Source organism: Flammeovirga aprica JL-4 (assembly GCF_012844305.1).
GTDB lineage: Bacteria > Bacteroidota > Bacteroidia > Cytophagales > Flammeovirgaceae > Flammeovirga > Flammeovirga aprica.
In genome coordinates this window covers 1-23,613 of sequence record NZ_JABANE010000124.1, presented here as the reverse complement: position 1 = coordinate 23,613, position 23,613 = coordinate 1, and the positions used below count along the sequence as shown (strand labels likewise).

The window sequence follows — 23,613 nt, the reverse complement described above, 5'->3', positions numbered from 1 at the left end:
GAATTGCATGTTATATTTGAGTCAGACTTGTAATAGATTTTTTGTTGGAACTCAAATTTATGCAAGTTAAAACCCCGAAAAAAGCCTAATTCGACATTTTTCGGGGTCTTTTTTACATTTTATAACAAGTAAATAACTCATTGTTAGTAGATTAAGTATTTACCAGGGTTCCCTATTGAAATTGATGTTAGAACTTGTATTGGGGAGAGCAAAGATGATATTCCACTTCCATTTGATGTTTTGGAGAATGTTCAGATGTAATTGAAGAACGATATCCTATATTATTTTCATTAAAAAAATCATTTAATTGACTATTGTCACCTTTTTTAGGTAATGCAAGTCACTTAAATGATTTTTTTATTTACCTTTGTATAACATCGCACAACAAAAAAATATTGGGATATGAATTACAGTATTTCTGCTACACCTGAATATGTTTTTTTGAAATTAGCAAAGGTGCCTTCGAAAGAAGATGTCATACATGCCATCCAAGAAATAGCCCCTCTTCTTAAAAACAAAAGAATTTTATTAATCGACAGTAAAGACCTAAAGTTTCCATTTAATCTCTATGAAAAGCATTCTTTTTTTGTAGAACTGTCGGAAAATAAGGTGGACAAAAATGTTCAGATTATTACAATTACCAACTTCATTAAAGAAGAACACAGTTTATTAGAAATGGTGGCTAAAAACAGAGGGTGGAAGTTAAAAAACTTTCATTATCGTGCTCAAGCCGACCGTTTGATTCAAAAAATTATGCATCCTGTTCTTGTCTCAACAGGAAATTAATCTTCATTCTGGCTACTGATCCGCTTTACCTCCTTTAATAACAAAGGTAAAGCCGGATAAACCATACCATGATCGTACCCATCCAATTCCATTAATTGCGTTTCTTTATGACCAACCACTTTCATCATTCTATACATGTAAGCATTCTCCTCGTACCTTCCCAATAATTCTAATTCACGGTCACCAGTGATCATCAGTAAAGGCGGGGCATCGCTCCTAACATGATACAGTGGTGCCAATTCGTCTATTACAGGTTGTTCTCCTTTTATTCCTCTCTCTTCCCTTACTGTGAAGTGAGTGATGGTGTGCCCTGAAAAAGGAATCAGACCAGCAATTTGATTGGCATCAATCCCATGTTTCTCCAGATATTTTTTATCCAATCCTACCATGCTCGCCAAATAACCTCCTGCCGAGTGTCCTGAAATAAATATCTTTTCCGGGTTACCACCATATTTTTGAATATTCTGAAATGCCCACGCTACAGCCGCAGCGGCATCCTCAATATATATCGGTGCCTTTACATTGGGGTACAATCTATAATTTACACCAATAACGGCCACATCATTATTTTTCAAAGCTTCTGGTATTTCTTTCTCCCCAGCCTTCAAACCTCCACCATGAAACCATACTATTGTTGAAAAATCTTTTTTGTTTTTAGGGTAATAAATATCCAATACACAACGCTCATTCAAGTAAGCATCCTGCTTTCTTTCTGTATCGCTGTAATAATGGATCTCATTTTTTTGTTCATACTTTGTTGCAGTTTGGGATAATCCTGAAAACGAAATGAACAGGAACAGGACGGGAAGGATAGTTTTTATATTTTTCATTTCATTAGGTTTAAAAAATTAAAAGCCCATTTGAAATAAACAGGCTTTTAAATTATAAGTTCTCGCTCCATCATTCACCCACAACTTAAGCAGTTGGGGTGATGATATTTATAAAGCAATGTAATATCGGATTGCTTCTTCTATTTCATTCCATTCAATAAATTGGTCAAAAGTACAATCGCCAATTTTTGACAGTAAAGAGAAACTTAATTTTTTACCGCTGTTCTTTTTATCTTGAAGAAGGTAAGCATACAAATGCTCTAAATCGCTTTCAAGAATTTCTACTTTACCATAAACTGATAAAATATACTCTTGAATTTCTTTTAGTTCCTCTTCCTTCAAGCCTGTAAACTTCACAGAAAGATAGGCTTCAGCTATCATACCGATGGCAATAGCTTCACCATGCAACAGCTTTCTTCCTGGAATATCCAACAAGTAACTTTCAATGGCATGACCGATAGTATGGCCATAGTTTAAGATTTTTCTTAAGCCTTTTTCTGTTGGATCAGAAGTCACCACACCATCCTTGATATTGATAGAATGAGGGATAATTGTCGTTAAATCTTGTTCAGTTAAAGGCTTTGCTGAAACTGTTTTCCAGTGATCAGCATCTGCAATTAGGCAGTGCTTGATTACTTCAGCAAAACCAGAACGCAACTCATTTTGAGGTAGCGTTTTGATAAACTCAGGGTATACCAAAACCATATCAGGAATTCTGAAAACACCAATATGATTTTTCAATTTTCCAAAGTCAATACCCAATTTACCGCCTACACTTGCATCAACTTGAGAAAGTAATGTCGTTGGCATTTGCCAGAAATCAACACCTCTTTTATAAGTTGAAGCACAAAAACCACCCATATCACCAATAACACCTCCACCAAGATCCAAAACAGCTGCTTTTCTGTCAAAACCAGCATTGGTTAGCTCGTGCCAGATATGCTGACAAGTCTGAAGATTTTTATTTTCCTCTCCGCTCACTACTTCAATAAGTAGATGCTCGGGCAATAAATCTTTTACAATTGGGTAGCAATCTCTTTTTGTATTTTCATCTACAATAACTGCCAGGCTGGTATAACCTTTTAAACCTTCAAAAGTATTTTGATCAACAGATTTTAAAATAGATACCTTATTGATACTCATAGTTCTATTACTTTTTTGACTAGAAAAATAGTCATTAGATCAAAAAAATAAGGCGGAATCACCAAAGTGTTCCGCCTTTTAATATCTATAAAAACAGAGCGTTACTTACGCTTTTTCTGTGTTTACAACTGCAGTTTGAAGACGGATAGACTCGTCGTGAACCAATTTGAATAATTGCTCCATGAACGCTTTGCTTAATCCTAACTTCGCTGCTTGCTCTGGACGATTTTGGAAGATATCGATCCAACGACCTGCTTGGAATACAGTCAAGTTGTTTTCTCTCTTATAGTCTCCAATTTCACCAACAACATTCATTCTTTGAGATAATACTTCTAATAACTCGTTGTCTAAACGGTCAATTTTACCACGAAGAGTATCTAATTTAGAATTTACTTCTTCAGCATCAGTAGTGCTCTTCTTAATGTTTACTTCATTAAGGATTTCAGCTAAACGCTTAGGAGTAACTTGTTGTGATGCATCCGACCAAGCATTGTCTGGATCTCTGTGCGTTTCGATCATTAAACCGTCGAAGTCTAAGTCGATTGCTTTTTGAGATACAGGGTAGATAAGGTCACGTGTACCACCTATGTGAGATGGGTCACAGATCAATGGTAAATTAGGAAGCTCAGTTTTAAGAGCGATCGCTAATTTCCACATTGGAACGTTTCTATATTGTGTTTTCTCAAAAGAAGAGAAACCACGGTGAATACCAGCAATTTGACGAACACCAGCACCATAAATTCTTTCGATTGCACCTTTCCAAAGCGCTACATCAGGGTTGATAGGGTTCTTGATCATTACAGGAACATCTTTCACACCTTTCAATGCATCAGCAATTTCTTGGATAGTAAAAGGGTTTACAGTACTACGAGCACCAATCCAAAGAACGTCTACACCATACTTCAATGCTAACTCAACGTGTTGAGCATTAGCAACTTCAGTAGTGATAGGCATATTCAATTCCTTCTTCACATTTGCAAACCACTTCAAACCTTCCTCACCAATACCTTCAAAAGATCCTGGTCTAGTTCTTGGTTTCCAGATACCCGCTCTCAATAGCGTAATACCGATCTCTTCAGTAATCTGACGGCAAGTATCCATTAACTGCTCCTCAGACTCTGCACTACATGGACCTGCAATGGCGATAGGACCACCATTTTTTACTACAGACCAGCTTTCTAATGATTGTATATCTTTCATATCAGATTTGTTTCAGATAGTAATAACTTCAAAATTACAAAAAATTGAATTAAATCTATAGTTAATTGAAATAATTAAACAAATTAACATACATTTTTAATTATTGACAAAATAACACAATGTTTAAAATGAAATTCGTATCACTATTTTTAGACTAATATTTAAAACAGATGGCAATACAATTGTAAAGCCGAATTTAAATAGGCATAATTGTAGTGTGAAATGACCGGCAATCTAAAGTGTATTTATTACCTTTACATAAAATTTACCTTATAAAAGAGTGGCAAAAGAAATTCAAAATATACAAAACACTGATAATCAGCAAGAGATACCAGATATCTCTAAAATTGCGGTGATAGGCGGTGGAAGTTGGGCAACTGCATTAGTTAAAATTTTATCAGATGGAGGTATTACAACTTTGCATTGGTGGATTCGAAATCAAGACGATATCGATCACATCAAACAGTATCATTCCAACCCTAGATATTTACCCTCGGCTAAAATTTCCAATGAAAAAGTTAAAGCATTTAGTAATATTAAGGATGCCATAAGAGGTGCAAACGCCATTTTATTAGCAGTTCCGGCAGCTTTTGTATTAGATGCTATCAAAGATTTGACGCCAGATGACTTCAAAGATAAGTTCGTCATTTCAGCAATTAAAGGACTTATCCCTGAAAAACATATCCTAGTGACTGAGCATATTGAGAAGAATTTTAATGTGCATCATAAGAAAGTCGCTGTAATTGGCGGACCTTGTCATGCTGAGGAGGTTGCCATGGAAAAACAAGCTTATTTGACCATCGCTTCTGGAAGTAAAAGGTTTGGAACAGCCTTATCTGAAGCAATGAGTAATAGATATATTAAAACGACCTCTATCAGAGATATTTATGGTGTGGAATATTCGGCGGTGATGAAAAACATCGTAGCCATTTCATGCGGTATTGCTCATGGTTTGGGATATGGTGATAACTTCCAAGCAGTGCTTGTTTCTAATGCAATGCAAGAGGTACAGTACTTTTTAAAAGCCGCTTATCATATAAAACGCAACCTGCTAGGGACAGCTTATTTAGGAGATATGCTTGTTACGTCTTATTCTCAATTCAGTAGAAACAGAACGTTTGGAAATATGATTGGTCACGGTTATTCTGTAAAAGCAGCTCAGTTAGAAATGCAGATGGTAGCCGAAGGATATTACGCAGTGAAAAGTATTTTCGAAATTGCTAAACGTTTAGAAATTGAAAACGAAATGCCGATCACAAGAGCAGTGTACAATATTCTTTATGAAAGAATTTCTCCAATTGTAGAGTTCAGAATTTTAAAAGATCAATTAAACTAATTATATTTAATCAACGTATATAAAAACACATTTACTAAAGAAATTTTAATCTCATCTATGAGACAACACTAAATATATAAAAGCCTTTATTTTCCATGTTGAAAGACATGACTTCAGTCGTGCATTTCACTTACTCAAGGAACATAAAGGCTTTTTTTTGGCTCTATACTTTTATTAGAGCATGTAAAAACCCCTCTTTTAGTGTTAATTGATCTCTTTTCATAGCGTGAGTTTATTAATTTCATTGATTAAAGCATCACTATTTCCCTCGAATATTAATTCTCTCACAAGCTAAAAACAGATCATTCTCACTTCAAGTACTTAAGGTTTCAAGCATGTTTCTGATAAACACTCAAACACATATATCATAAATAACAATTTAATTATTACTCACATGCTAACGTCTAGTACAAAACAGATGGAAGAGGTGGATTTCCTCCCCATCAATGGCACTGATCACATCGAATTCTATGTCGGAAATGCAAAACAAGCTGCCTATTTCTATCAGGCAGCGTTCGGCTTTGAACTCCTTGCCTACTCAGGTCCTGAAACTGGAGTAAGGGACCGCAGTAGTTACGTCTTACAACAAGGTAAACTCCGTTTTGTATTTACAACTTCACTATCCTCCAATTCAGAAATTTCCGATCATGTTCACAAACATGGTGATGGAGTAAAAGTCCTTGCTTTATGGGTGGACGATGCCCGTAAGTCTTTTGATGAAACCGTAAAAAGAGGAGCTGTTCCCGTTCATACACCAAGGGTGATGGCTGATGACAATGGAGAAGTAGTGATGGCTTCCATTAAAACTTATGGCGATACTATCCACACTTTCGTGGAAAGAAAGAACTACAAAGGTACTTTTCTCCCCAAATTTGAAGCTCGAGAATCTAATTTCCCAACAAAAACTGTAGGTCTAAAATATGTGGATCACTGTGTTGGAAATGTTGATTTAGGTGAAATGGACAAATGGGTCAACTTCTACGAAGAAGTCATGGGCTTTAAGCTTCTACTTACATTTGACGACAATGACATCTCCACAGATTACACCGCTTTAATGTCTAAGGTTGTTTCCAATGGCAACGGCTATGTAAAATTTCCAATCAATGAACCGGCTGAAGGAAAAAAGAAATCACAGATTGAAGAGTACCTTGACTTTTACAATGGTGCAGGCGTACAACATATTGCAGTAGCTACAGATGATATTTGCTATACAGTTCAGGAACTGAGAAATAGAGGTATTGAATTCTTGTATGTTCCAGATAATTATTATGATGATCTAAAGGACCGTGTGGGTGATATTGATGAAGAAATTGAACAATTGAAAGCGCTTAATATACTTGTTGATCGAGATGAGGAGGGCTATTTACTTCAAATTTTCACCAAACCTGTTGAAGACCGCCCTACCCTTTTCTTTGAAATCATACAACGTAAAGGTGCTCGGTCCTTTGGAAAGGGAAATTTTAAGGCCTTATTTGAAGCGATTGAGAGAGAACAGGCGTTGAGAGGGAATCTTTAATTTTTCAATTTGACGATTTTAAAGGGGTAGATTATCCTTTCTTTAATCTCCGTTTTAGATTTACCAAATACAAAAAGGCCATCACTTTTTAAACATGTGATGGCCTTTCTTCTTATTTAAGCAGTTGCTCATTTGAAATTGGAAGAAGTTGGATAATTATTTTTTAGTCTAATCTAGGCAGAATAGAAGAGCATAGCCAAAGCTACATGATGATATTCTAACGAAGAGTAGGCTAAAAAAGAAAATCCAAAACTTCCGATTTTAATTGTGCAGCTGCTTATTATACAGTGATTACTGCGTCAATGAATATTTAAACTGGAAACCAAATGCTGTAGAGGTTCTTCTAAATGCATTGGAAACTTTTGGATCATTGATCGTTCTATCAAAATAACATTGAAGACTTGCTCTATCATTCAGCATATAATTGATAGTAGGACGTAGTGCTAAGTTCATATTACCTGCTGTAACCACATTTTCTTCATCAATTCTATATTGAGTAGTTTGGTTATCACGTATAGAAAAAGCTACTCTGAATGTAATGTCATTCTTCAATACTCTTGTTCTACCTTTAGACCTGAATGGTAATTTCATTCCAGCTTTTGTATAACCAATATCCACTGTGAAATCGTTGTTCAGCTGTTCTGTCACTTGTGCATTTGATAAGTTCAGAGCTAGCATTCTCCCTTTATTATAATCAAACTTGATCTGAAGGTCATTCATCAACTTGATATTAATACCGATTAGCGGACCAAATCGTTCTTCAATATTAACCTGATTCACAACATATACCGGCACAATATTACCCTCTGCATCAGTTCTTGCTGAAGGTTGATTATTGATATCTTTATCTGGTCCAATTTCAGTTGCACCATACAATAATGATGAGTTGTAGTTACCTACCGTATAATTTGATTTATAACTGTGTGACAACGTAATGGTTTTGAATACACCACTTAAAGCTTTAATGTTTGACAAGCCTGAATAACGAATATCCCAGTTTGGAATAGGGAATGAAGTAGGGAAAGCTGTTAATCCAACGTTGCTTGCATCCTGTCCAGTATAAGCCGCAATGAAAGCTGGAATTAATACATCCTGATCATTATTTACATATTGACCTTGGGTGTTTGTGGCATTCAATCTATCTTTCACTACTTCTCTGTTGGCTACAAACTGATTGAATACTGAAGACTGATTATTAGCATCAGGTGTACTGAAAGCTGTAGGCAAACTAAAGAAACTCATCCCAAATGTACCGGTTCTTTGTGGAGAAAGTGACTCATAATTGTCCGTTGCGCTAGTATACCTAAACACTTCCGTATACGACTGAGTTGTATTCTGCTCCCCACTCAAAGTGATTTTTAAATCTTTCAACGGCTCAAGGCTTGCTCTCATTGTGAACTGCTCTGTGCGCTGTTGAATAAATTGTTGATTTAGGGATTCTTTCGAACTCAACCACCCATTGCGTGCTGCATCAAAACGGATATTTGGATCTTGACTACCCATAATAAAGGCCAAACCAGGTGCTCCAAAGTTTTCATCAAAGCCTAAATATTTTGCTGTAGGCATATACCCAGGAAGTGTAGTACTGTTTTGTTCGTTATAACCGAAATCTATGTCTTTAACCATCGTCGCTAAACGAATACCCGCATCTCCAAGGTGCTCTCCAAACGACTTACTCGGTGTTTCCCTGTCTTTCAATTCCTTGTTGATAGCCAATAATTCCTGTTCATACTTTTTGATTTCCTCATCAAGTTTAGACAGTTTGGTATTTTTCTTCTCATCCTCCACTGCTTCTCCGTTTTCAGAAAGGGCAGCAATTTGAGTATTATAGTCTTCAATCTTAAGTTCTAAAGGAGCAATATCCTTCTCTTTTGCTTTGTACTTCTCAATCTTTGTTTTGAGTTTCGCGATCTTCCCTTCAAGCTTTTCTTTTTCCGCTTTTTTCTTGTCAGATTCTTCCGTTCTCAGCTCTTTTTGCTTTGCTCTTAGCTTCTTAAGTTTATCTTTCAACTTAATTTTTTCATAAGCCAAACGAGTATTATCTTTTTTCTTCTTAGTGTTTGAATTTCTTGATCTTGATCTACTTCTAGAACGAGAAGAAACTCCATTTTCTAAGTGATTGACATACCCTATTTTCTTATAAATAGTATTGAAGTCAAATTTTGAACTTAATGCAATAGTCTGCTGATTACCTAACACATTACCCAATGTATCTGCAATACCCAACGTCCCTGCTGTCCAGTTTGTGATCGCTGAGTAACGTGCATTTGCTCCAACAAAATCAAGTGCAGGAATCTTATTGATTGGTATATTATAAGTACCTGAAATCGTCTGATTGAACTGTTTCATACGTCCGAAATCCAATAAATTATTGATGATTGAATCTCGTTTTACATCACTGTCAATAGCACCTTCAGGCTCATCGATCAACGTATTTGCGGTAGCGTTATAATCTATTTTTAAACTCTTCGCGAAATTCCATCCTACATTATATCCTCTATTGAATTTGAAAGATTTTTCATAAGTAGGGTTGATGCCATTTGTTGTAAATTCTCTTGTCTCAGGATCAATAGTTCTGAATTGAGTGTATCTATAATATCGGTCCAAATCACCTCTCACAGAGTAAGATGTAGGGATAGGCATTAAATTAAAATCTGTAAGCAATGCTCCCCACTCTCCCATGTCACTATCTTTGAATGGTTGCCATGCTTTCAATGGTGATTGGTAAGAATAGGCCGCTCCCAATCTCCATTGCTGACTATCTTTTGCCTGTGTATTCTTATCCCTCATATGTGAGTCTGAATATGACCCGCTCAAGCTCAAGTTCTCAATATCCCATGGATAACTTTTCGCTTCAGGATTCATTTTCACTTTACTCAAGTTGGAAATGTTGATACTTCTCGCCTCTTCAAAATAATTCACCTGATTGGCGTAGAAATTACCTGCTTCAGCCGTTTCAAAACCTCCCTTAGAAATGCTCAATGGGGTATCAGGGTCTAATGGGTCAAAATATGGATTGGACCCTTTCCGATCATAACTCATATAAATTGGGATCGATAGACCTATTCTATTTAAGAAAATCTTCTCTAAGTTGATATTTGTAGAAATACCAAACTCAAGATTACTTTCTCTTTGACGATCACCAATTTTATCCTGTATACCACCAAAACCTACAGAACTGTATCGTGTATTGGCTTTGATGTTCATAAAGTCGGCTAATGTTGCATCAACGGATGCATTGGCTGCCCAAGAAGAGAATGTACTGTATTCTGTTGCTCTCAATTCATTGGCCCAAATACATACATTATATGGGCTAGCATCATCAGTTCTTGGGTTTCTCACACCAATCATGGCCGTCTGAACAGTACTTAAATCCGGATTACCAATTACCCTTACTCTGTAATTTCTGATGTTTGGTTCTGGCAGATCTTTCGGATATACCTCATTTTTTCCTTTAGGTTGCTCCTTGTTTCTTTGAGCTTTCAGCGTATATAGTTCTTCAAGAGAAATATCAATTTCATTTTCTCTTGGCCAAATAGCCTCCTGTGTTGTAGAAAACTTTGGAGTAATATAAAGAGGTACCTCAATTTCATAATAGTTATTGACCAAATCGGTACCAACTCTTAGGAATGCTCTCAAATCTTCATCTTTTGCTCTGTCAGACTGTGCATGAAGCTCCATCTTGATCCGTTTATAATTGACAAGATCCAAACTGAAGTTTTTATACACTGCCACTCCTTCGTCGTCCTTCAAATCATCAATACATACTTGTAAAGATTGTTCATTGATCCTTCTTGTTACAGTTGAAGTAGCGTCATAATCTCTTTCAAAACCTGGAGGTAATACATAAGGGATTTTTCCACTTTCATCCGTCACACCATTTTGCTCAATGTTTACTGATGAAATATTCATTACAGCAGTTGCCGGACTTCCACCTTCCTCATCAATATTTAATGTATAAGGTCTCCATTGTGCTCCCACTAATTGGAAATTCAACATTCTCAATACAACAGGCTGTTCCCAATCCGTCATAAATAAACGAATGTATTTGATCGACTTGAAGTTATCAATACTACCAAACTTCTCATAGTTATTCTCATCACGAATCGGAATTCTGACTTGATACCATGTCACCAATTCTCTTGAACCCGGAGCTTCAGATGTCACTCTATCTACAACATATGGGTTATTAGAAATTTGATTAGGACGCATATCAAACTCATACTCGTAATAAGCATTCAGTTCATTCAGTGTATTATCACCGTTTAGATCCTCATTGTTAGGGTAACTTGTGTTGGATGGTGTAAATGTTCCTCCTCCTGAGTTTTCTGGTGAGTTACCGTCTGGTCCATTGAAACGCTTATAACGTTCTAAAACTTTTAAGTCTGTAGCATCTGCCTCTCCTCCTAAATAATACTTGAAATCATCACTTGATGGATCGGCCAGAATAGCATCCATTGCTTGTGGCGTTAATACTGCTGGCAATCTGTCAATAAAGTTTGTCCTGAAAAACTCTACTTCTTCCTCACTTGTCAAACCATCAAAACCAACATCTTGAACCCCTCTTGAAACAGCTGTGTTAAAGACATTATTCACAAACTGTGTAGTAGGTGCATACCCCCAAACAGATTGGTATAATAAACTCTTATTCGGTGTCATTCCATTTTCAAAGAAGTGTCTACCATCAGGCACAACATCTTCGGAAATACTACCTAAGTCAATCAATAATTTACCACCTGTAGTGTTATTTTGACCTTCTATCAATGCATTTTGTCCTTGAATAAAAGGGTCCATCATCCAGAATTCCAAATACTGAACATTCAGATTATCAAAATCCACATCAGTTGTGATCGCTTTAGTAATTGCACCAAAGTTATCTCTTGGATTCCTTAATGTACCGTCATTATTCAGATCTACATTATAGTTATAAGGTCCTTTTTCTTTTGGATAATAAGCCAAATCAAAAGTTACTTCGTTGGTGTTAATTTGATTGGCTTGTCTGTTTTTGAAGACTTCATTATATGGAATTAAACGCACATAATGGTTTTGCATATCTTCATCAGAAATATTGGAAGGCCTGCTTGTACTTCCTGAGGTATAATAGAAGACGTTATCAATATTATACCACGCCAAAAGTGCTCTTCTATCATTATATTTTAGTGAATCAAGGGATGTCATCGGCGGGCTTGTAATCAAACCTTGATCATCCAATACTTTCAAAGGAGTACTACCGTGAGCCCATGATGTTGGGTTCAAACCTAAATCATAAGGAACCTCAGCTCCTTCAAAGTCATCAATATAACCTGTACCATCTGTACCGATAAGTGTTGGCGTACCAGGGATCAATTGTGCAAATTCACCTTTGAATGAGAATGTTGATTTTTCTTTAGTATCTAAACCTGGAATTCCATCAACTAATTTTGTCAGGAATCTTGATTCGGTTGTATAGTCCAAAGTAAGACCCCACATGGTATTTTTAATAGGTTCACTACCTACATTCACACGGGAAATTAAAGGTTTTTCAGAGAGGTGCATTAAGGTACCTGAGATAATAAAATCATCACTGAAATGATATTCTAAATCAACCCCTGCCAATGTTTTCGTTTGGAAGTTAAAGAGGTCTGCTCTTTCATAAGAAATACGGATATCTTTACCAGAATTTAAAACACCTTGGTCCAAGATCGTCACTCTACCAAACTGATAATCTACAGTATATTGCACACCTTCCGTTAAAGTTACGCCTCCTGAGGTAATGACTACAGAGTTTTCAGCAATGTTAATCCCCGGCAACATGATTTCATTAGAGGAACCACCTTTATAGCTTCCGGCCATGAAATACTTATTCTGTTTTGTATTTAGAATCGCATCAGCTTGTGTTTTATCATAAAGGTCATTGAAAACATACTTGTCCTGAATAACAGCTCCATCATTTTGCAATCTATTCTCTAGTGTTGAACCAAAAGGTTCCACAACTGGAAAAATAATCCGCCCATTTCTAGAATCCACTGTCACTCCTTCGATGTAGTCAAAGTTACCATCTTTCTGAAGTTCCTGATTCATATTCAAACGGTCCAAACCTGTTACCTCAATCAATGGTACACCTGCTATAGAACCTTCTTGAATACTTGGGTTATCTACACCTGTATTATCATCTCTATAAATAATTCTGAACTGAAAATCCTCTTGCTGTATTCCTGAAGTCTGTAATGAATAAATGTTTTTCATCATCAGATTCCACATCGGGAACACGATCTCCTGACCATTTCTCTGAACTTTGGTGATAATAGTTGATGGGCTCAAAAGCTTCATGAACATTACCTCATCTTGAGCAAGGTTTGGTAAATCCTCATTCAATTCACCAACTTTATACGCTACTCCGTTGTAAGTATATTCAAAAGCTACCGCAAGAATTTCGTCATTACGCAGCGGTGAAGATAAGGAAATGTAACCTAATTGTTGATTGTATTGGAATTCCGTTGGAGAAAGTTCTCTTGCACTTCTTAGTATTTCGAATTCAGTACCATTAGGTAACCCCAATGCCTCCAATTGTCCTTTAATAGCATCTGACTGACGATTCAATCCTTTTACAGCATTGTAAAGCGTATTGGAATTATTATCTGCTACTGAACCGTTATTAGAATTACCCAGCCAATTTGGGTTATAAGGATTTGCTTCACCCAAATCCATCAAACCTACTAAGTTTCTTTGTGTTTCTGTGTCATTACTTCTGTTGGTCACATAGACTTTCATCCTAGTCACAACCACTCCAGAAAGTACGTTGGGGGTTGATTTTAAAGCATCCTCGTATTTATCTCTGAAGAAGTGACCAATGAAGAAGTGTCGGTTATTGTCATAAGTATCAGCTCTGAATTCAAACTCTCTGTTCTGACCTCCATTTTTAATGGTAATGGTTTCTTGTGATCCTCTTTGTGAAGAGAAAACACCACTCACATATAAGTTGCCAAAACGTAATTTCGTATAAACACCAAACAGGTTTTGGGCACCTGTGATTAAGGAGTTTCTTACATTAAAACTCACATTACCTACTTGAATATCCTGGATGATATCATAATCATAGGCAGTGTAACTCATGTTGTATTGCTGATCAAACTGGAATGTACTCTTGGTATCAAAATTGGCCGTCATTTCCATTTTATCACCAATTTTACCTACCATTCCCAGTCCTACTTGCTGATCGAAATTAAAACCTCCATTTCTTTGTTGAGTAACAGGAACCTGAGGGTTATCCACTCTTTGAAACAGAAAGCCGAAATCAAGCATGGCATTACCATTCAGCTCAAAATCCAAAGTACTGCCACCAAATAAGAAGTCAGCCATTCTACCCAATTCAATTTCGGGAATCAAACGGCCACCATCCATACCTGGCAAAGCATCATTACCATCTTGCGCAGCAGACAGGTTATTGTAATAATTTGCCATCTGCTTCTTGAAGAGGTAATCTTTGTAAGCATCATATTCGATATAAGAGGGAGTTCTGTAATCCACATCACCATTCAATGTCTCTTTCACATTGTAGGTTTTACCTGTGGAATCAATGCTAATCGACGTTTCCGTACTCGGTTTTGTACTGATTAGCGGAGACTTACGTTCCGGTGAGGCAATAGGATCCCCGAACCTATCTTTTTCATAAGGCTTTGAAGGCACATATTTACTTGTGTCCTGCTCTTGACTTATATCCTGAGGTTTCTCCTGCTGAAAAGCCTCGTATGCTGTACTATGATATGCAGTAGACGAATAGACATTGTTCGAAAAGATTACATATAACAGTACGTTGACAATAGTTGCAACTGTAAAGCGAAACAAATTGAGGTCAGATTATGTTGATAATTTAAATGCACGCTAGGTGCTCAAAAAGTAAAAAATTTATCTATAGGCTGAGGAGATTAATTATTTTTCAAAGCTAGCTTTATTAATTTTTCAACTGATAAATCAGAGCCATGCTTCTTGATGATCAGTTTTATAGATTTCTGTGCTCCAGCTCTTGTAAAACCTAAGGCTACAAGTGCGTCCATAGCTTCATCCACTTTAGCGCTATCTGAGGCTACGGCAACAGTGGTTTGCATCAACTCTCCTGAATACTGTAACTTAGATATTTTATCTCTCAATTCGATCACCACTCTCTGTGCTGTTTTGGCGCCAACGCCTTTTACACTTTGAATGGTTTTTGAATCTTCCTGCATAATTGCAGAACATATTTCAGATGAAGACAGAGAAGACAAAAACGCTAATCCAGTGGAGGGTCCTATACCTGAAACACTTATCAATAATAAAAACAAGCTTCTGTCATTCTCAGTTGCAAATCCATACAACTGCTGAACATCTTCCTTGACATATAGATAAGTATATAAAGTACATTCTTCTCCTTCATTCAAAAGACTGAATGCATTTAAAGGCCAACGAATTTCATACCCAATTCCCTGTACATCTAACACAGCAAAAGTGGGAAGTTTTTTCGCTAACTTCCCCCTAATATAATAATACATATTTAAATTCTCTAGTCTATTTCCTTGAATGTTTTCAATTGGGCTTCCATTTCCCTTACAAGTTCTCTTTTATCCATGCCTGGAGCAAAAATAAAGCCTTCAACATAGTATAAATTAGCTCCGGATTTATCCGTGAAAGTGTAGCTTACAAATGGTCCTCCCATTGTGATATTGTTGGTTTTCCAAAGCCCTCTTGTCTCTACAGCCAAGCGTCCGTCAATTTTTGTCTTATGAGACTCTACAGGCACTAACTTTTCTGTTACCACAAAAGAGTTTTGATTGCTTGGGTCTCCATACAAATATTGTTTCGCCAGCAAATCTCTATCAATAATAATCTGCGCCGGGTCAAATTGCTTTTGATCTGTATAAGGTACTTTTGAAATAAAAATGTTTTTATCAAAGCTTTGCTCAGGGTGTCTTAACCAAATAAAGTTCTCATCATTTTGAGCCACTTTATAACCATCCAACAGCTTCATAGAAACGTTCATATTCTTTCTTAAAAACTTATCCGTTACTCTAGAATATGTTTTATTAATTGCTTTCTGAAGGTTCTTTGTTTCTAAAGTGTGGAATGGTTCAGCAATCATTCTTTGCTTTTCTGGGTCTTTTAAAATTTCTCTTAATGTAGCTTCATCCTTAGCAAATAAAAGCTCCACTGTTTGACCTTGAGCCCAAGCATCGTATTTGATAAAATGGAATTTATCTTGCTCTTTTCTAAGTTTCTCAATTACACCTTTCCCAAAAAATGATCTTAATACAGCACTTTCTCTTGTATTCTGATCAAAAGTAGTTACGATCAATACATTTCTTGCTTGTCTCAAGATACTTGTAAAACCTGAAGGCATCACTTGTGTCACTGTAAATTGAGGTTCTGGCTGAGGTAATACCCCTCTTGATTTTCCTAAAACCAGTTTATATAAATCAGCACCTACACCATCTTGGGGTTTCCATTGCACAGAGTCCATGACTAAAACCATTTCACCAGGCTTTCCTTTGGCCGATGGTAAGTATGATTTTTCCAAATCAGATGTAGCACCTTCTTTAGAAAGACATGAAAACATGAAAAATGACAGGCTGAATAAAACTAGGTTTCGAAGTATTGTTTTTGACTTGATCATACTCATTTCTTTAAATTCTAAAATGCTGAACAATTGTTTAGGAATTCCAAGCTTCTTTGCTCAGAATAAGTGTAGTATTCTTTATCTCTGCAAAAGCCAACATGCCCTCCTTTTTTTGGAGCCTCCAAATATAGGTATTTACTCTCTTTGGCAAGTTCAAATGGATAACTTTCTTTTGGTAAGAAAGGATCATTTAAGGCATTTAAAAGAAGCACAGGCTTTTGAATATTATTTATTTTTCGTTCAGGACTTGCCTGATAATAGAAGTCATCTGTAGACTGAAAACCATGTAAAGGTGCAGTGTAGTAATGGTCAAAATCTCTTAAGGAATTTATTTTCCCTTCTTGAATCAATGTATCATCTATACCACTCATCACTTTCGTTTTAGCGGTAACTTTAGCACTCAATTTTTTATAAAACTTTTGATTGTAAAAACGTTTGGACCTTTTCTCCAACTCATCACTACAAGTTTTCAAATCAATCGGGGTTGAAACTGCCACTGCTCCAATGACTTTATCAAGGTTCAATGAAGAAGTCCCTAAAGTATTGATGGAAATCGCTCCTCCCATACTAAACCCTACAAAAGCGATTTCTTTATAAGCGTGCTTATTCACTTCATTCAATACCACTTCAACATCCTTTACATCACCATGATGATAAAACCTTGGCAGTCTGTTAATTTCACCACTGCATGAACGACAATTCCATCCCAAAAAATCCCAGTTATTCTCCGTAAATAACTTAGCGATTCCTTTACAGTAATGCCTGTCCGTTCCTCCTTCTAGACCATGCAAGACAATCACCAAGCGTTCATTACCATTTTTTACCCAATCAAAGTCAAAGAAATCTCCGTCAGGAAGTTCTATGCGTTCTCTTTGGTAAACAACGCCTTCTACTTTTCTTTGGATAGATGGTAAAATGGTTTGCAAATGACCATTGAGATGCCAGAAAGGCATTTTGTATTTTTGTGGTTGAACAATCGGCATTTTAATTTACAATAGTCTGTAGGCGGATAAGTATGTTTTTTTCGTCCGTCATAAGTTTGAAATAGTCTCGGAAGACACCACTTTCAGTAAGCTTTATTTGAAGTGGAATCATTAGAATTTCTCCCTGCCTTACCATTCTAGGGTACTGCATTGTTTCCGCTTTTCCTTTTGTATCAAATCGATTGAGTACTAGAGGTTTCTCTCCCAAATTTGTTACATATAAAGGATAGCTGATGGTCTCACCCTTATTACCTTCCACTTTTAAAGCATATTTTGAAAGCAACGGAACCGCACTTTTACCGGTTTTCCAAGGGATAATAAATTCTGTATTGAAAGGCTGTTTTTTTGAAAGATGATTTCCTACTACACCTTGTAAAGAAATGGTATACTGTCCTATTTTCCCGTTGGTTAACAAGACAATACTTCTATAAAAAGGAGACTCTCCTTCTGTGGGTTTGAAATCCACACTAATGGTAGCGGAATCACCTGAGGCGACGATTTTCTTAGAGTAAGAAGCCTTCGAACAGCCACAATCAGTATCAATCTGTAATAGTTCTACTTCTTGTTTGCCTATATTTTTAAAAGGGATGACAATATGATAAGTCGCTTCATGACTTACTACACCAAGGTCAATATTCTGATTACTAAACATCAATACTCCTTCATTTGCTTCAGCAGAAGTTTGTAGCAAAAGAGTAATGCAGAGTGTCAGTAATAGATTAATAAAATACCTTTCTTTCAATTCCTTTTTTCTTTCGAAGAATTCCACGGATTATCTTGTTTACATCAGCATTGTCAGCATAAGGAGTAATTACCTTTTCGAGTGCTTTAGGAGAATAGTTTTCATCCATTTTGATATACCCAAAACCTCTGTAAATACCTTTTGCAATTTGAACCACTGCTCTTTCGTTCTCTTCTCGTCCTTTGTCAATCAAGAACATATTCGGTACGCCGTAGCTAAATCTCATTGAAGCCTGCAGTGCTCTTTTGTTGTATTCTTCTGGAGTTTCCTCTTGAATACATGCACCGTTACAGTTTTTCAGATGATACCTGAAACAAGCTTTGTCGCTGTGGTCAATACCCGCTAGTTTCTGACAAAGATTGTTTTTATCCACCATTCTGTCCAATATCTTCTCTGCTTCTTTTCTAGAGAAAGTAGTGGTTACAGGATGATCGCCATCAGACAACGGAGCAATACTGAAATTGACATATCCATTGTCATCATAGGACTGATAAATACCAAAGAAGGTCTTCGCACGTCTTTGTGCTCTGTTAAACCTTGGAAGGTGTTTCTTAATTTCGTCAGATTCTAATAACAATGCAATTAATTCACTTCCTGTAAGAGTAGTTTTCACATCTCTTACCATTTCAGCCATTCTTATAGCTCTTGGAGTGCTCTTATTTGAAAGATGTTGGAGGATTCTCTTACGGATATTTTTGCTTTTACCGATGTAAATCAACTCTTCCTCTTCATTATAAAGATAGTACACACCTGTTTCGTCAGGCAAATTATCTATTTTTTCTTTAGAAAGTTGATAGTGCTTTTTTGAAGAATAGACATCATAATCTGTCATTTCTTCAATCACTTCATCCGCTTTTGGTTGCTGTAATAAAAGTTGGAATAGCTTGGCTGTAGCTTCTGTATCACCGATAGCTCTATGTCGTGAATTGTGCGGAATGCCTATTTCATCACACAGCTTTCCTAAACTGTATGATTTTTTACCTGGCAAAAGCACTCTTGACAGCTCTACAGTACAAACAGAATTTCTTCTGTACTTATACCCTAGCGACTTAAACTCGTCTTTCACGAAGTTATAGTCAAAATCAGCATTATGAGCCACAAACAAGCAGTCTTTAGTGATTTCGACTACCTTTTTGGCTATTTCAAAAAACTTTGGAGCATTTCTAACCATTCCATTTTTTATCCCTGTTAAATTCTGGATAAAAGGTGGAATATTCATTTCAGGATTCACAAATGACTCAAAGCGATCTATCTCAACACCATCCTCTAAAACAATGATGGCTATCTCAATAATTCTTCCTCCTTGGGCTACTGACCCTCCTGTTGTCTCAAGATCTATTACAGCATACTTCATAAGCTGACAAAGCTAATAAAAAAAGCACTCTTTTACAGAATGCTTTTTGAGGAAATATTTATTTTTTTAATTTCAACTTTGTTAAGACCGGAAAGTGATCCGAAACTTGCCCGAATTCTGACAGTACTTTCCAATCAATTAGTTCAAAATGTCTTGTGGAAAAGAAGACAAAATCCAATTGCTCTATAGCTGTATCCGTCGGATAAGTGAGTGTTCCCTCTTTTAATAAATCTCCTTCAGGACACATTGCACCAATTCTTTCGTCATTATAAAACTCTTTCACCCCTTTCTCTTTATAGGTGGGGTCACTATTAAAATCCCCTACCATGATCACTGGCATTTTCTCTTCAATTCTTAAAAACCAGTCTTTCAAAAAGCTGATATGTAACTCTCTAGTTTTCACATCAAACGCTTCAGTATGCACATTGAAAATCATCACCTCTTGCCCTCCGATATTCACTAAGACTCTTTCTGCAAGTCGGTCTAAATACATGGCTGAATAATAATAAGGATGACTTCTTACTCTAGCTAATTCCGTTCTCTCGTGTTCTACAATTTTATAATCAGAAAGTATAGCCTGTCCACTCAACATCTTCCCAAAATGCACCGATGGCGGGAAATAAGGAAACGGTACATAAGTCTTATCCCAATTGATGGTCATTCCTCCATTCAGATACCCTAACTCTTTGCCAATGACCTCAAACTGATTGACATAATAAGATCTCTTTCCACCATAATCTATTTCCTGCAGTGCTAAAACATTGGGTCTGTAAGCTTTCAAGTCTTTAAGCACTTTATCCATATTCCCTTTATAAAAATCTTCCGTTGGTCTCACAGAAGTATTGTTGGTCATCCCTGACAAGTAACCGATGTTGTAGGAAATAATACTGATTATGGAGTCGTCCTCTATTTTCTGAGGGTTATCAAACTCAACTATTTTTGCATACTCTGACTTTTCCAGATTAGGTGATTTTGCCCAAAAGAAGAATATCAAGGATGCAACTATTAGAAATAAGAAGAAATAGAGCACTTTTAATAAAATTTGTTTCATTGTTGTATTTTAAAATAATGTGCTCATAATAATGCGGGCATTCAATTTAATATGCGAACTTGATATGAGCTTTAAAAAATGCAGAACCCCTAGGAGCTAAAATCATTTTTAAATTTGCCTTAGGTTTCTAACTTAATTTTAATGTAATCTTTGAAAGAAAAAAATAAAATCCTTCTGTATTACATTTTTAGTTAGAAAATTTTAATTTTCTGCGTATATTTTCAAATATTTGTAATTATTAAGAGATGTGTATTCAATTTCACACTTAATACCTACATTTCTCAATTTTATTTGAATAAAATTTTATAATCAAATCTAACCGAAGTAAATTTTTAATTAGTTTTACATACTGAATTAATTAAAAATTTTTTAAAACATTTTTTGAATGACGTCTACTGTTAAAGTAATCTTTGTTTGTCTAGGTAACATTTGTCGTTCTCCTCTAGCAGATGGCTTAATGCTTCATAAAATTACTGAAAGAGGGCTTGAAAATTTCTTTGAAGTTGACTCCGCAGGTACATACGCTGGTCATGCCGGCGAAAGAGCAGATTCCCGTATGCGATCTACAGCTCAGAAGCATGGTGTTGAACTAGCATCTATAGCACGACAATTTTTGGCAGAAGATTTGGATCATTATGACTATGTAATAGTGATGGACGACAGCAACTACAGTAACGTTACTCGACTGGCAACTGATGACACTCAATTATCAAAAGTTTCGAAATTGAGATCTTTTGACAAAAAAGCTTCAAACAAAGATGTGGACGATCCTTATTATGGAGGAATCTCAGGGTTTGAAAATTGCTATCAAGTTGTTTCAGAAAGTGTAGATAATTTTATAGATCACCTGATTCAAACCCACAATATTCCAACTCCTTAACAAGAAAATGGAAACACTGAAAAAATTAAGTACTGCAATCTTTATCACTTTAATACTTTTTACACTCTCAAGCATGACATCCATTGTTAATGCTCAAAGTAAAAAAACGTATGTGGTGGTGATAGACCCTGGTCATGGAGGAAAAGATCCTGGTAAACCCAGAGGTTCTAGTGCATATATGCATGAAAAAGACATTAATCTCCGTATCGCAAAAAAAATTGGTTTGCTGATGCGTCAACATATGCCAAATGTTCAAGTGTATTATACTCGTACAAGTGATAAATATGTCAGCTTGGAAGATAGAGTAGACTTTGCGGAAGTGGCTCAAGCCGATTATTTCTTGAGTATTCATAGTAACTCCAATCCTAATAAATGGATTGTTGGAGCGAAAGCACACGTAGATACGGATCAAGATCAGGTGAGTGTTGCTCTTGCCAAAGTCTTATTGAACAGCATTGAGAAGAAAACATTGATTCAGTCCAGAGGAATGATGAACCGCAACGATAGAGGCTATAACTTGTATGTTCTGAAAAATACGAGCATGCCCTCTGTTTTAATTGAATGCGGTTTCTTGTCGAATCCTTATGAAAGAAAATACATCAACTCTAAGGAAGGACAGAATGAAATTGCAAATGCTATTTTCCAAGGATTCCAAAGCTTCCATGGTCAATCAAGCACACCTCAAGGCGATAATTATAGCATTCAGATTCTTGCTACCAATAAAAGAGTAACGAATACTAATCCTCATTTCCAGAAATTACTCAATCAAGGACACTTGATCAAGGAACATGAGATCATTAGAAATAACAAAAAGATCTATAAATATACGGTGGGGAACGTTCCTACTACTGAAACAGCTCAATCTTTAAAATTAAGAATAAGAAGACTAGGCTTTACGGATGCTTTTGTGGTGAAAATGCCGTAATGCATTCAGACCTTTTCTAAGAGCATGTTTGAAATATGGCTCTAAGTGAAAAACCTCATTATAATGATTGGTAACTTATACTGTCGTTGTGATGAGTTTTTTATTACTTTTAAAAGGTGATTAAGTACAAATTCAAAATTATCTCATACTAATTCTATTTATTGTTTTGCGATTACTTCCTTCAAAAAACTTTTAATAGAACCACTATTAATACGTTTTTTAGCGTTGTACTCTCAAAAAATAAATTAGAATTAACTATGATTTATTTTTGACTTTGTACTTATGAATTTAACTTTATAAAAAAAGCAAATGAAATTTAACTATTGGTTATTAATTAGCGTACTATTCTGTGTCTCTGCCTGCGATCAGCCTACCCAAAATAAAGAGGAAAAAATAGTAAGGGCTTCACCTTTTTCAGATGAAATCAAAGAAGGACTTCATATTTTCAAATATGATAATTCTAATAAAAAAAGAGCGGAAATTAATTACACTAAAGGATTAAAAGATGGACTGGCAAAGACCTACTATAAGTCTGGGAAATTGAAACAGGAAATCAACTATGTAATGGGCAAAAAGGAAGGTGTAGCCAAGATGTACCATACCAACGGCACCCTTTATAAAGAAGCCTTTTACAAAGACAATGAGGTGACTACTATAAAGACGGGAAATTGAAATCTGAGGCACATTATAGTAATGGAAAGCCTACTACGAATTTAAAAGAATATTATAAGTCTGGTAAACCGAAAACGAAATACCCAACGATACAAGTCAAAGAAAATGATGACACAGCTTTGTATGACAAGGTAGTTTTAGAAATTACCCTTTCTGAAAAAAGAAAGAATGTGAAATTTTATATTGCAGAAGATCCTGATGTAACAGTAAAAACGATTGATTTGGAAAAGTATAACTTGAGGCCTATTCTAATGCGAAACAGAAGAGGTATAGTTAATATTCATGTACCTAAAGGTCATGGAATTATGAAAAGAGTTCCAATCATTGCGGAGTACAATACCATTGGTGGCCGGAAGAAAATCGCTACTCGGGTCTATAATTTAGCCGTTACTCATATTTAAGCTAATCTTGTAATGTCCTGAAAAAACGATACAGTTTTTCAGTGAATTAATTTCGATATAAGACTCAATAATTTTAAGAATTATTGGGTCTTTTTTTGTGGGTAACCTTCAGTTTTTTTCTTTTCGCTACCGCGGGTTCCTCAAATTTATCGATGCAAAATTGATTCGC

General features: G+C 36.0%; 17 protein-coding genes. 7 read left to right on the top strand and 10 right to left on the bottom strand.

Features of this window, described 5'->3' with window-relative positions; translation table 11 throughout:
- Positions 1 to 402 precede the first annotated feature (402 nt).
- Positions 403 to 786 carry a hypothetical protein gene (locus tag HHU12_RS28680; RefSeq protein WP_169660173.1) on the top strand — a complete coding sequence of 128 codons (384 nt, stop codon included), beginning with the start codon at positions 403 to 405 and terminating at the stop codon, positions 784 to 786.
- On the opposite strand, the gene HHU12_RS28675 is transcribed toward HHU12_RS28680, so the two are convergent.
- From HHU12_RS28675 to HHU12_RS28665, 3 genes are all read right to left on the bottom strand, one after another.
- Positions 783 to 1,616, bottom strand: a complete 834-nt coding sequence (locus tag HHU12_RS28675; protein ID WP_169660172.1) for an alpha/beta hydrolase — start codon at positions 1,614 to 1,616, stop codon at positions 783 to 785. The two genes, HHU12_RS28680 and HHU12_RS28675, sit on opposite strands and share 4 nt — an antisense overlap.
- A gap of 108 nt (positions 1,617 to 1,724) precedes the next feature.
- Complete coding sequence (gene aroB / locus HHU12_RS28670) at positions 1,725 to 2,759, bottom strand: 3-dehydroquinate synthase (RefSeq protein ID WP_169660171.1); 1,035 nt, start codon at positions 2,757 to 2,759, stop codon at positions 1,725 to 1,727.
- Positions 2,760 to 2,864: 105 nt separating this feature from the next.
- The gene (locus HHU12_RS28665) at positions 2,865 to 3,959 is read right to left on the bottom strand and encodes a chorismate mutase (RefSeq protein WP_044202603.1); all 1,095 of its coding nucleotides are present in this window, start codon (positions 3,957 to 3,959) and stop codon (positions 2,865 to 2,867) included.
- A 280-nt stretch (positions 3,960 to 4,239) separates the two neighbouring features.
- On the opposite strand from HHU12_RS28665, the gene HHU12_RS28660 reads away from it, so the two are divergent.
- Together HHU12_RS28660 and hppD are read left to right on the top strand one after the other, a co-directional pair.
- Complete coding sequence (locus HHU12_RS28660) at positions 4,240 to 5,295, top strand: NAD(P)H-dependent glycerol-3-phosphate dehydrogenase (protein ID WP_317170550.1); 1,056 nt, start codon at positions 4,240 to 4,242, stop codon at positions 5,293 to 5,295.
- Between the two features lie 394 nt (positions 5,296 to 5,689).
- A complete protein-coding gene (gene hppD, locus HHU12_RS28655) occupies positions 5,690 to 6,811 on the top strand; it encodes a 4-hydroxyphenylpyruvate dioxygenase (protein ID WP_394353216.1) in 1,122 nt (373 codons plus the stop codon).
- Between the two features lie 291 nt (positions 6,812 to 7,102).
- Here hppD and sov read toward each other — a convergent pair whose 3' ends face one another.
- The 7 genes from sov to HHU12_RS28620 form a co-directional block, all read right to left on the bottom strand.
- A complete protein-coding gene (gene sov / locus HHU12_RS28650) occupies positions 7,103 to 14,635 on the bottom strand; it encodes a T9SS outer membrane translocon Sov/SprA (protein ID WP_169660170.1) in 7,533 nt (2,510 codons plus the stop codon).
- A gap of 80 nt (positions 14,636 to 14,715) precedes the next feature.
- On the bottom strand, positions 14,716 to 15,315 hold the full coding sequence (gene ruvA / locus HHU12_RS28645; RefSeq protein ID WP_169660169.1) for a Holliday junction branch migration protein RuvA: 600 nt from the start codon (positions 15,313 to 15,315) through the stop codon (positions 14,716 to 14,718).
- 11 nt (positions 15,316 to 15,326) lie between these two features.
- Positions 15,327 to 16,433: a DUF4837 family protein gene (locus HHU12_RS28640; protein ID WP_169660168.1), complete on the bottom strand. Its 1,107-nt coding sequence runs from the start codon at positions 16,431 to 16,433 to the stop codon at positions 15,327 to 15,329.
- Between the two features lie 17 nt (positions 16,434 to 16,450).
- Positions 16,451 to 17,419, bottom strand: coding sequence for a YheT family hydrolase (locus tag HHU12_RS28635; RefSeq protein ID WP_169660167.1), 969 nt, complete (start codon positions 17,417 to 17,419; stop codon positions 16,451 to 16,453).
- Between the two features lies 1 nt (position 17,420).
- Positions 17,421 to 18,188, bottom strand: coding sequence for a DUF1573 domain-containing protein (locus HHU12_RS28630; RefSeq protein ID WP_169660166.1), 768 nt, complete (start codon positions 18,186 to 18,188; stop codon positions 17,421 to 17,423).
- Entirely contained in the window at positions 18,139 to 19,515 is a 1,377-nt protein-coding gene (locus HHU12_RS28625; RefSeq protein WP_169660165.1) for a 3'-5' exonuclease family protein, read from the bottom strand. The genes HHU12_RS28630 and HHU12_RS28625 overlap by 50 nt, the downstream gene beginning before the upstream one ends.
- Positions 19,516 to 19,573: 58 nt before the next feature.
- Positions 19,574 to 20,566: an endonuclease/exonuclease/phosphatase family protein gene (locus HHU12_RS28620; RefSeq protein ID WP_169660164.1), complete on the bottom strand. Its 993-nt coding sequence runs from the start codon at positions 20,564 to 20,566 to the stop codon at positions 19,574 to 19,576.
- Between the two features lie 385 nt (positions 20,567 to 20,951).
- On the opposite strand from HHU12_RS28620, the gene HHU12_RS28615 reads away from it, so the two are divergent.
- From HHU12_RS28615 to HHU12_RS28600, 4 genes are all read left to right on the top strand, one after another.
- Positions 20,952 to 21,446: a low molecular weight protein-tyrosine-phosphatase gene (locus tag HHU12_RS28615; protein ID WP_169660163.1), complete on the top strand. Its 495-nt coding sequence runs from the start codon at positions 20,952 to 20,954 to the stop codon at positions 21,444 to 21,446.
- Between the two features lie 7 nt (positions 21,447 to 21,453).
- Positions 21,454 to 22,371: an N-acetylmuramoyl-L-alanine amidase family protein gene (locus HHU12_RS28610; protein ID WP_169660162.1), complete on the top strand. Its 918-nt coding sequence runs from the start codon at positions 21,454 to 21,456 to the stop codon at positions 22,369 to 22,371.
- Positions 22,372 to 22,680: 309 nt separating this feature from the next.
- A complete protein-coding gene (locus HHU12_RS28605; protein WP_169660161.1) occupies positions 22,681 to 23,043 on the top strand; it encodes a toxin-antitoxin system YwqK family antitoxin in 363 nt (120 codons plus the stop codon).
- A complete protein-coding gene (locus HHU12_RS28600) occupies positions 23,040 to 23,444 on the top strand; it encodes a hypothetical protein (protein WP_169660160.1) in 405 nt (134 codons plus the stop codon). The genes HHU12_RS28605 and HHU12_RS28600 overlap by 4 nt, the downstream gene beginning before the upstream one ends.
- Positions 23,445 to 23,613 lie beyond the last annotated feature (169 nt).

Coding starts and splice junctions, on each gene's coding strand:
- HHU12_RS28680 (WP_169660173.1), top strand. CDS start 403: ATGAATTACAGTATTTCTGCTACACCTGAATATGTTTTTTTGAAATTA.
- HHU12_RS28675 (WP_169660172.1), bottom strand. CDS start 1,616: ATGAAAAATATAAAAACTATCCTTCCCGTCCTGTTCCTGTTCATTTCG.
- aroB (WP_169660171.1), bottom strand. CDS start 2,759: ATGAGTATCAATAAGGTATCTATTTTAAAATCTGTTGATCAAAATACT.
- HHU12_RS28665 (WP_044202603.1), bottom strand. CDS start 3,959: ATGAAAGATATACAATCATTAGAAAGCTGGTCTGTAGTAAAAAATGGT.
- hppD (WP_394353216.1), top strand. CDS start 5,690: ATGCTAACGTCTAGTACAAAACAGATGGAAGAGGTGGATTTCCTCCCC.
- ruvA (WP_169660169.1), bottom strand. CDS start 15,315: ATGTATTATTATATTAGGGGGAAGTTAGCGAAAAAACTTCCCACTTTT.
- HHU12_RS28640 (WP_169660168.1), bottom strand. CDS start 16,433: ATGATCAAGTCAAAAACAATACTTCGAAACCTAGTTTTATTCAGCCTG.
- HHU12_RS28635 (WP_169660167.1), bottom strand. CDS start 17,419: ATGCCGATTGTTCAACCACAAAAATACAAAATGCCTTTCTGGCATCTC.
- HHU12_RS28625 (WP_169660165.1), bottom strand. CDS start 19,515: ATGAAGTATGCTGTAATAGATCTTGAGACAACAGGAGGGTCAGTAGCC.
- HHU12_RS28620 (WP_169660164.1), bottom strand. CDS start 20,566: ATGAAACAAATTTTATTAAAAGTGCTCTATTTCTTCTTATTTCTAATA.
- HHU12_RS28615 (WP_169660163.1), top strand. CDS start 20,952: ATGACGTCTACTGTTAAAGTAATCTTTGTTTGTCTAGGTAACATTTGT.
- HHU12_RS28610 (WP_169660162.1), top strand. CDS start 21,454: ATGGAAACACTGAAAAAATTAAGTACTGCAATCTTTATCACTTTAATA.
- HHU12_RS28605 (WP_169660161.1), top strand. CDS start 22,681: ATGAAATTTAACTATTGGTTATTAATTAGCGTACTATTCTGTGTCTCT.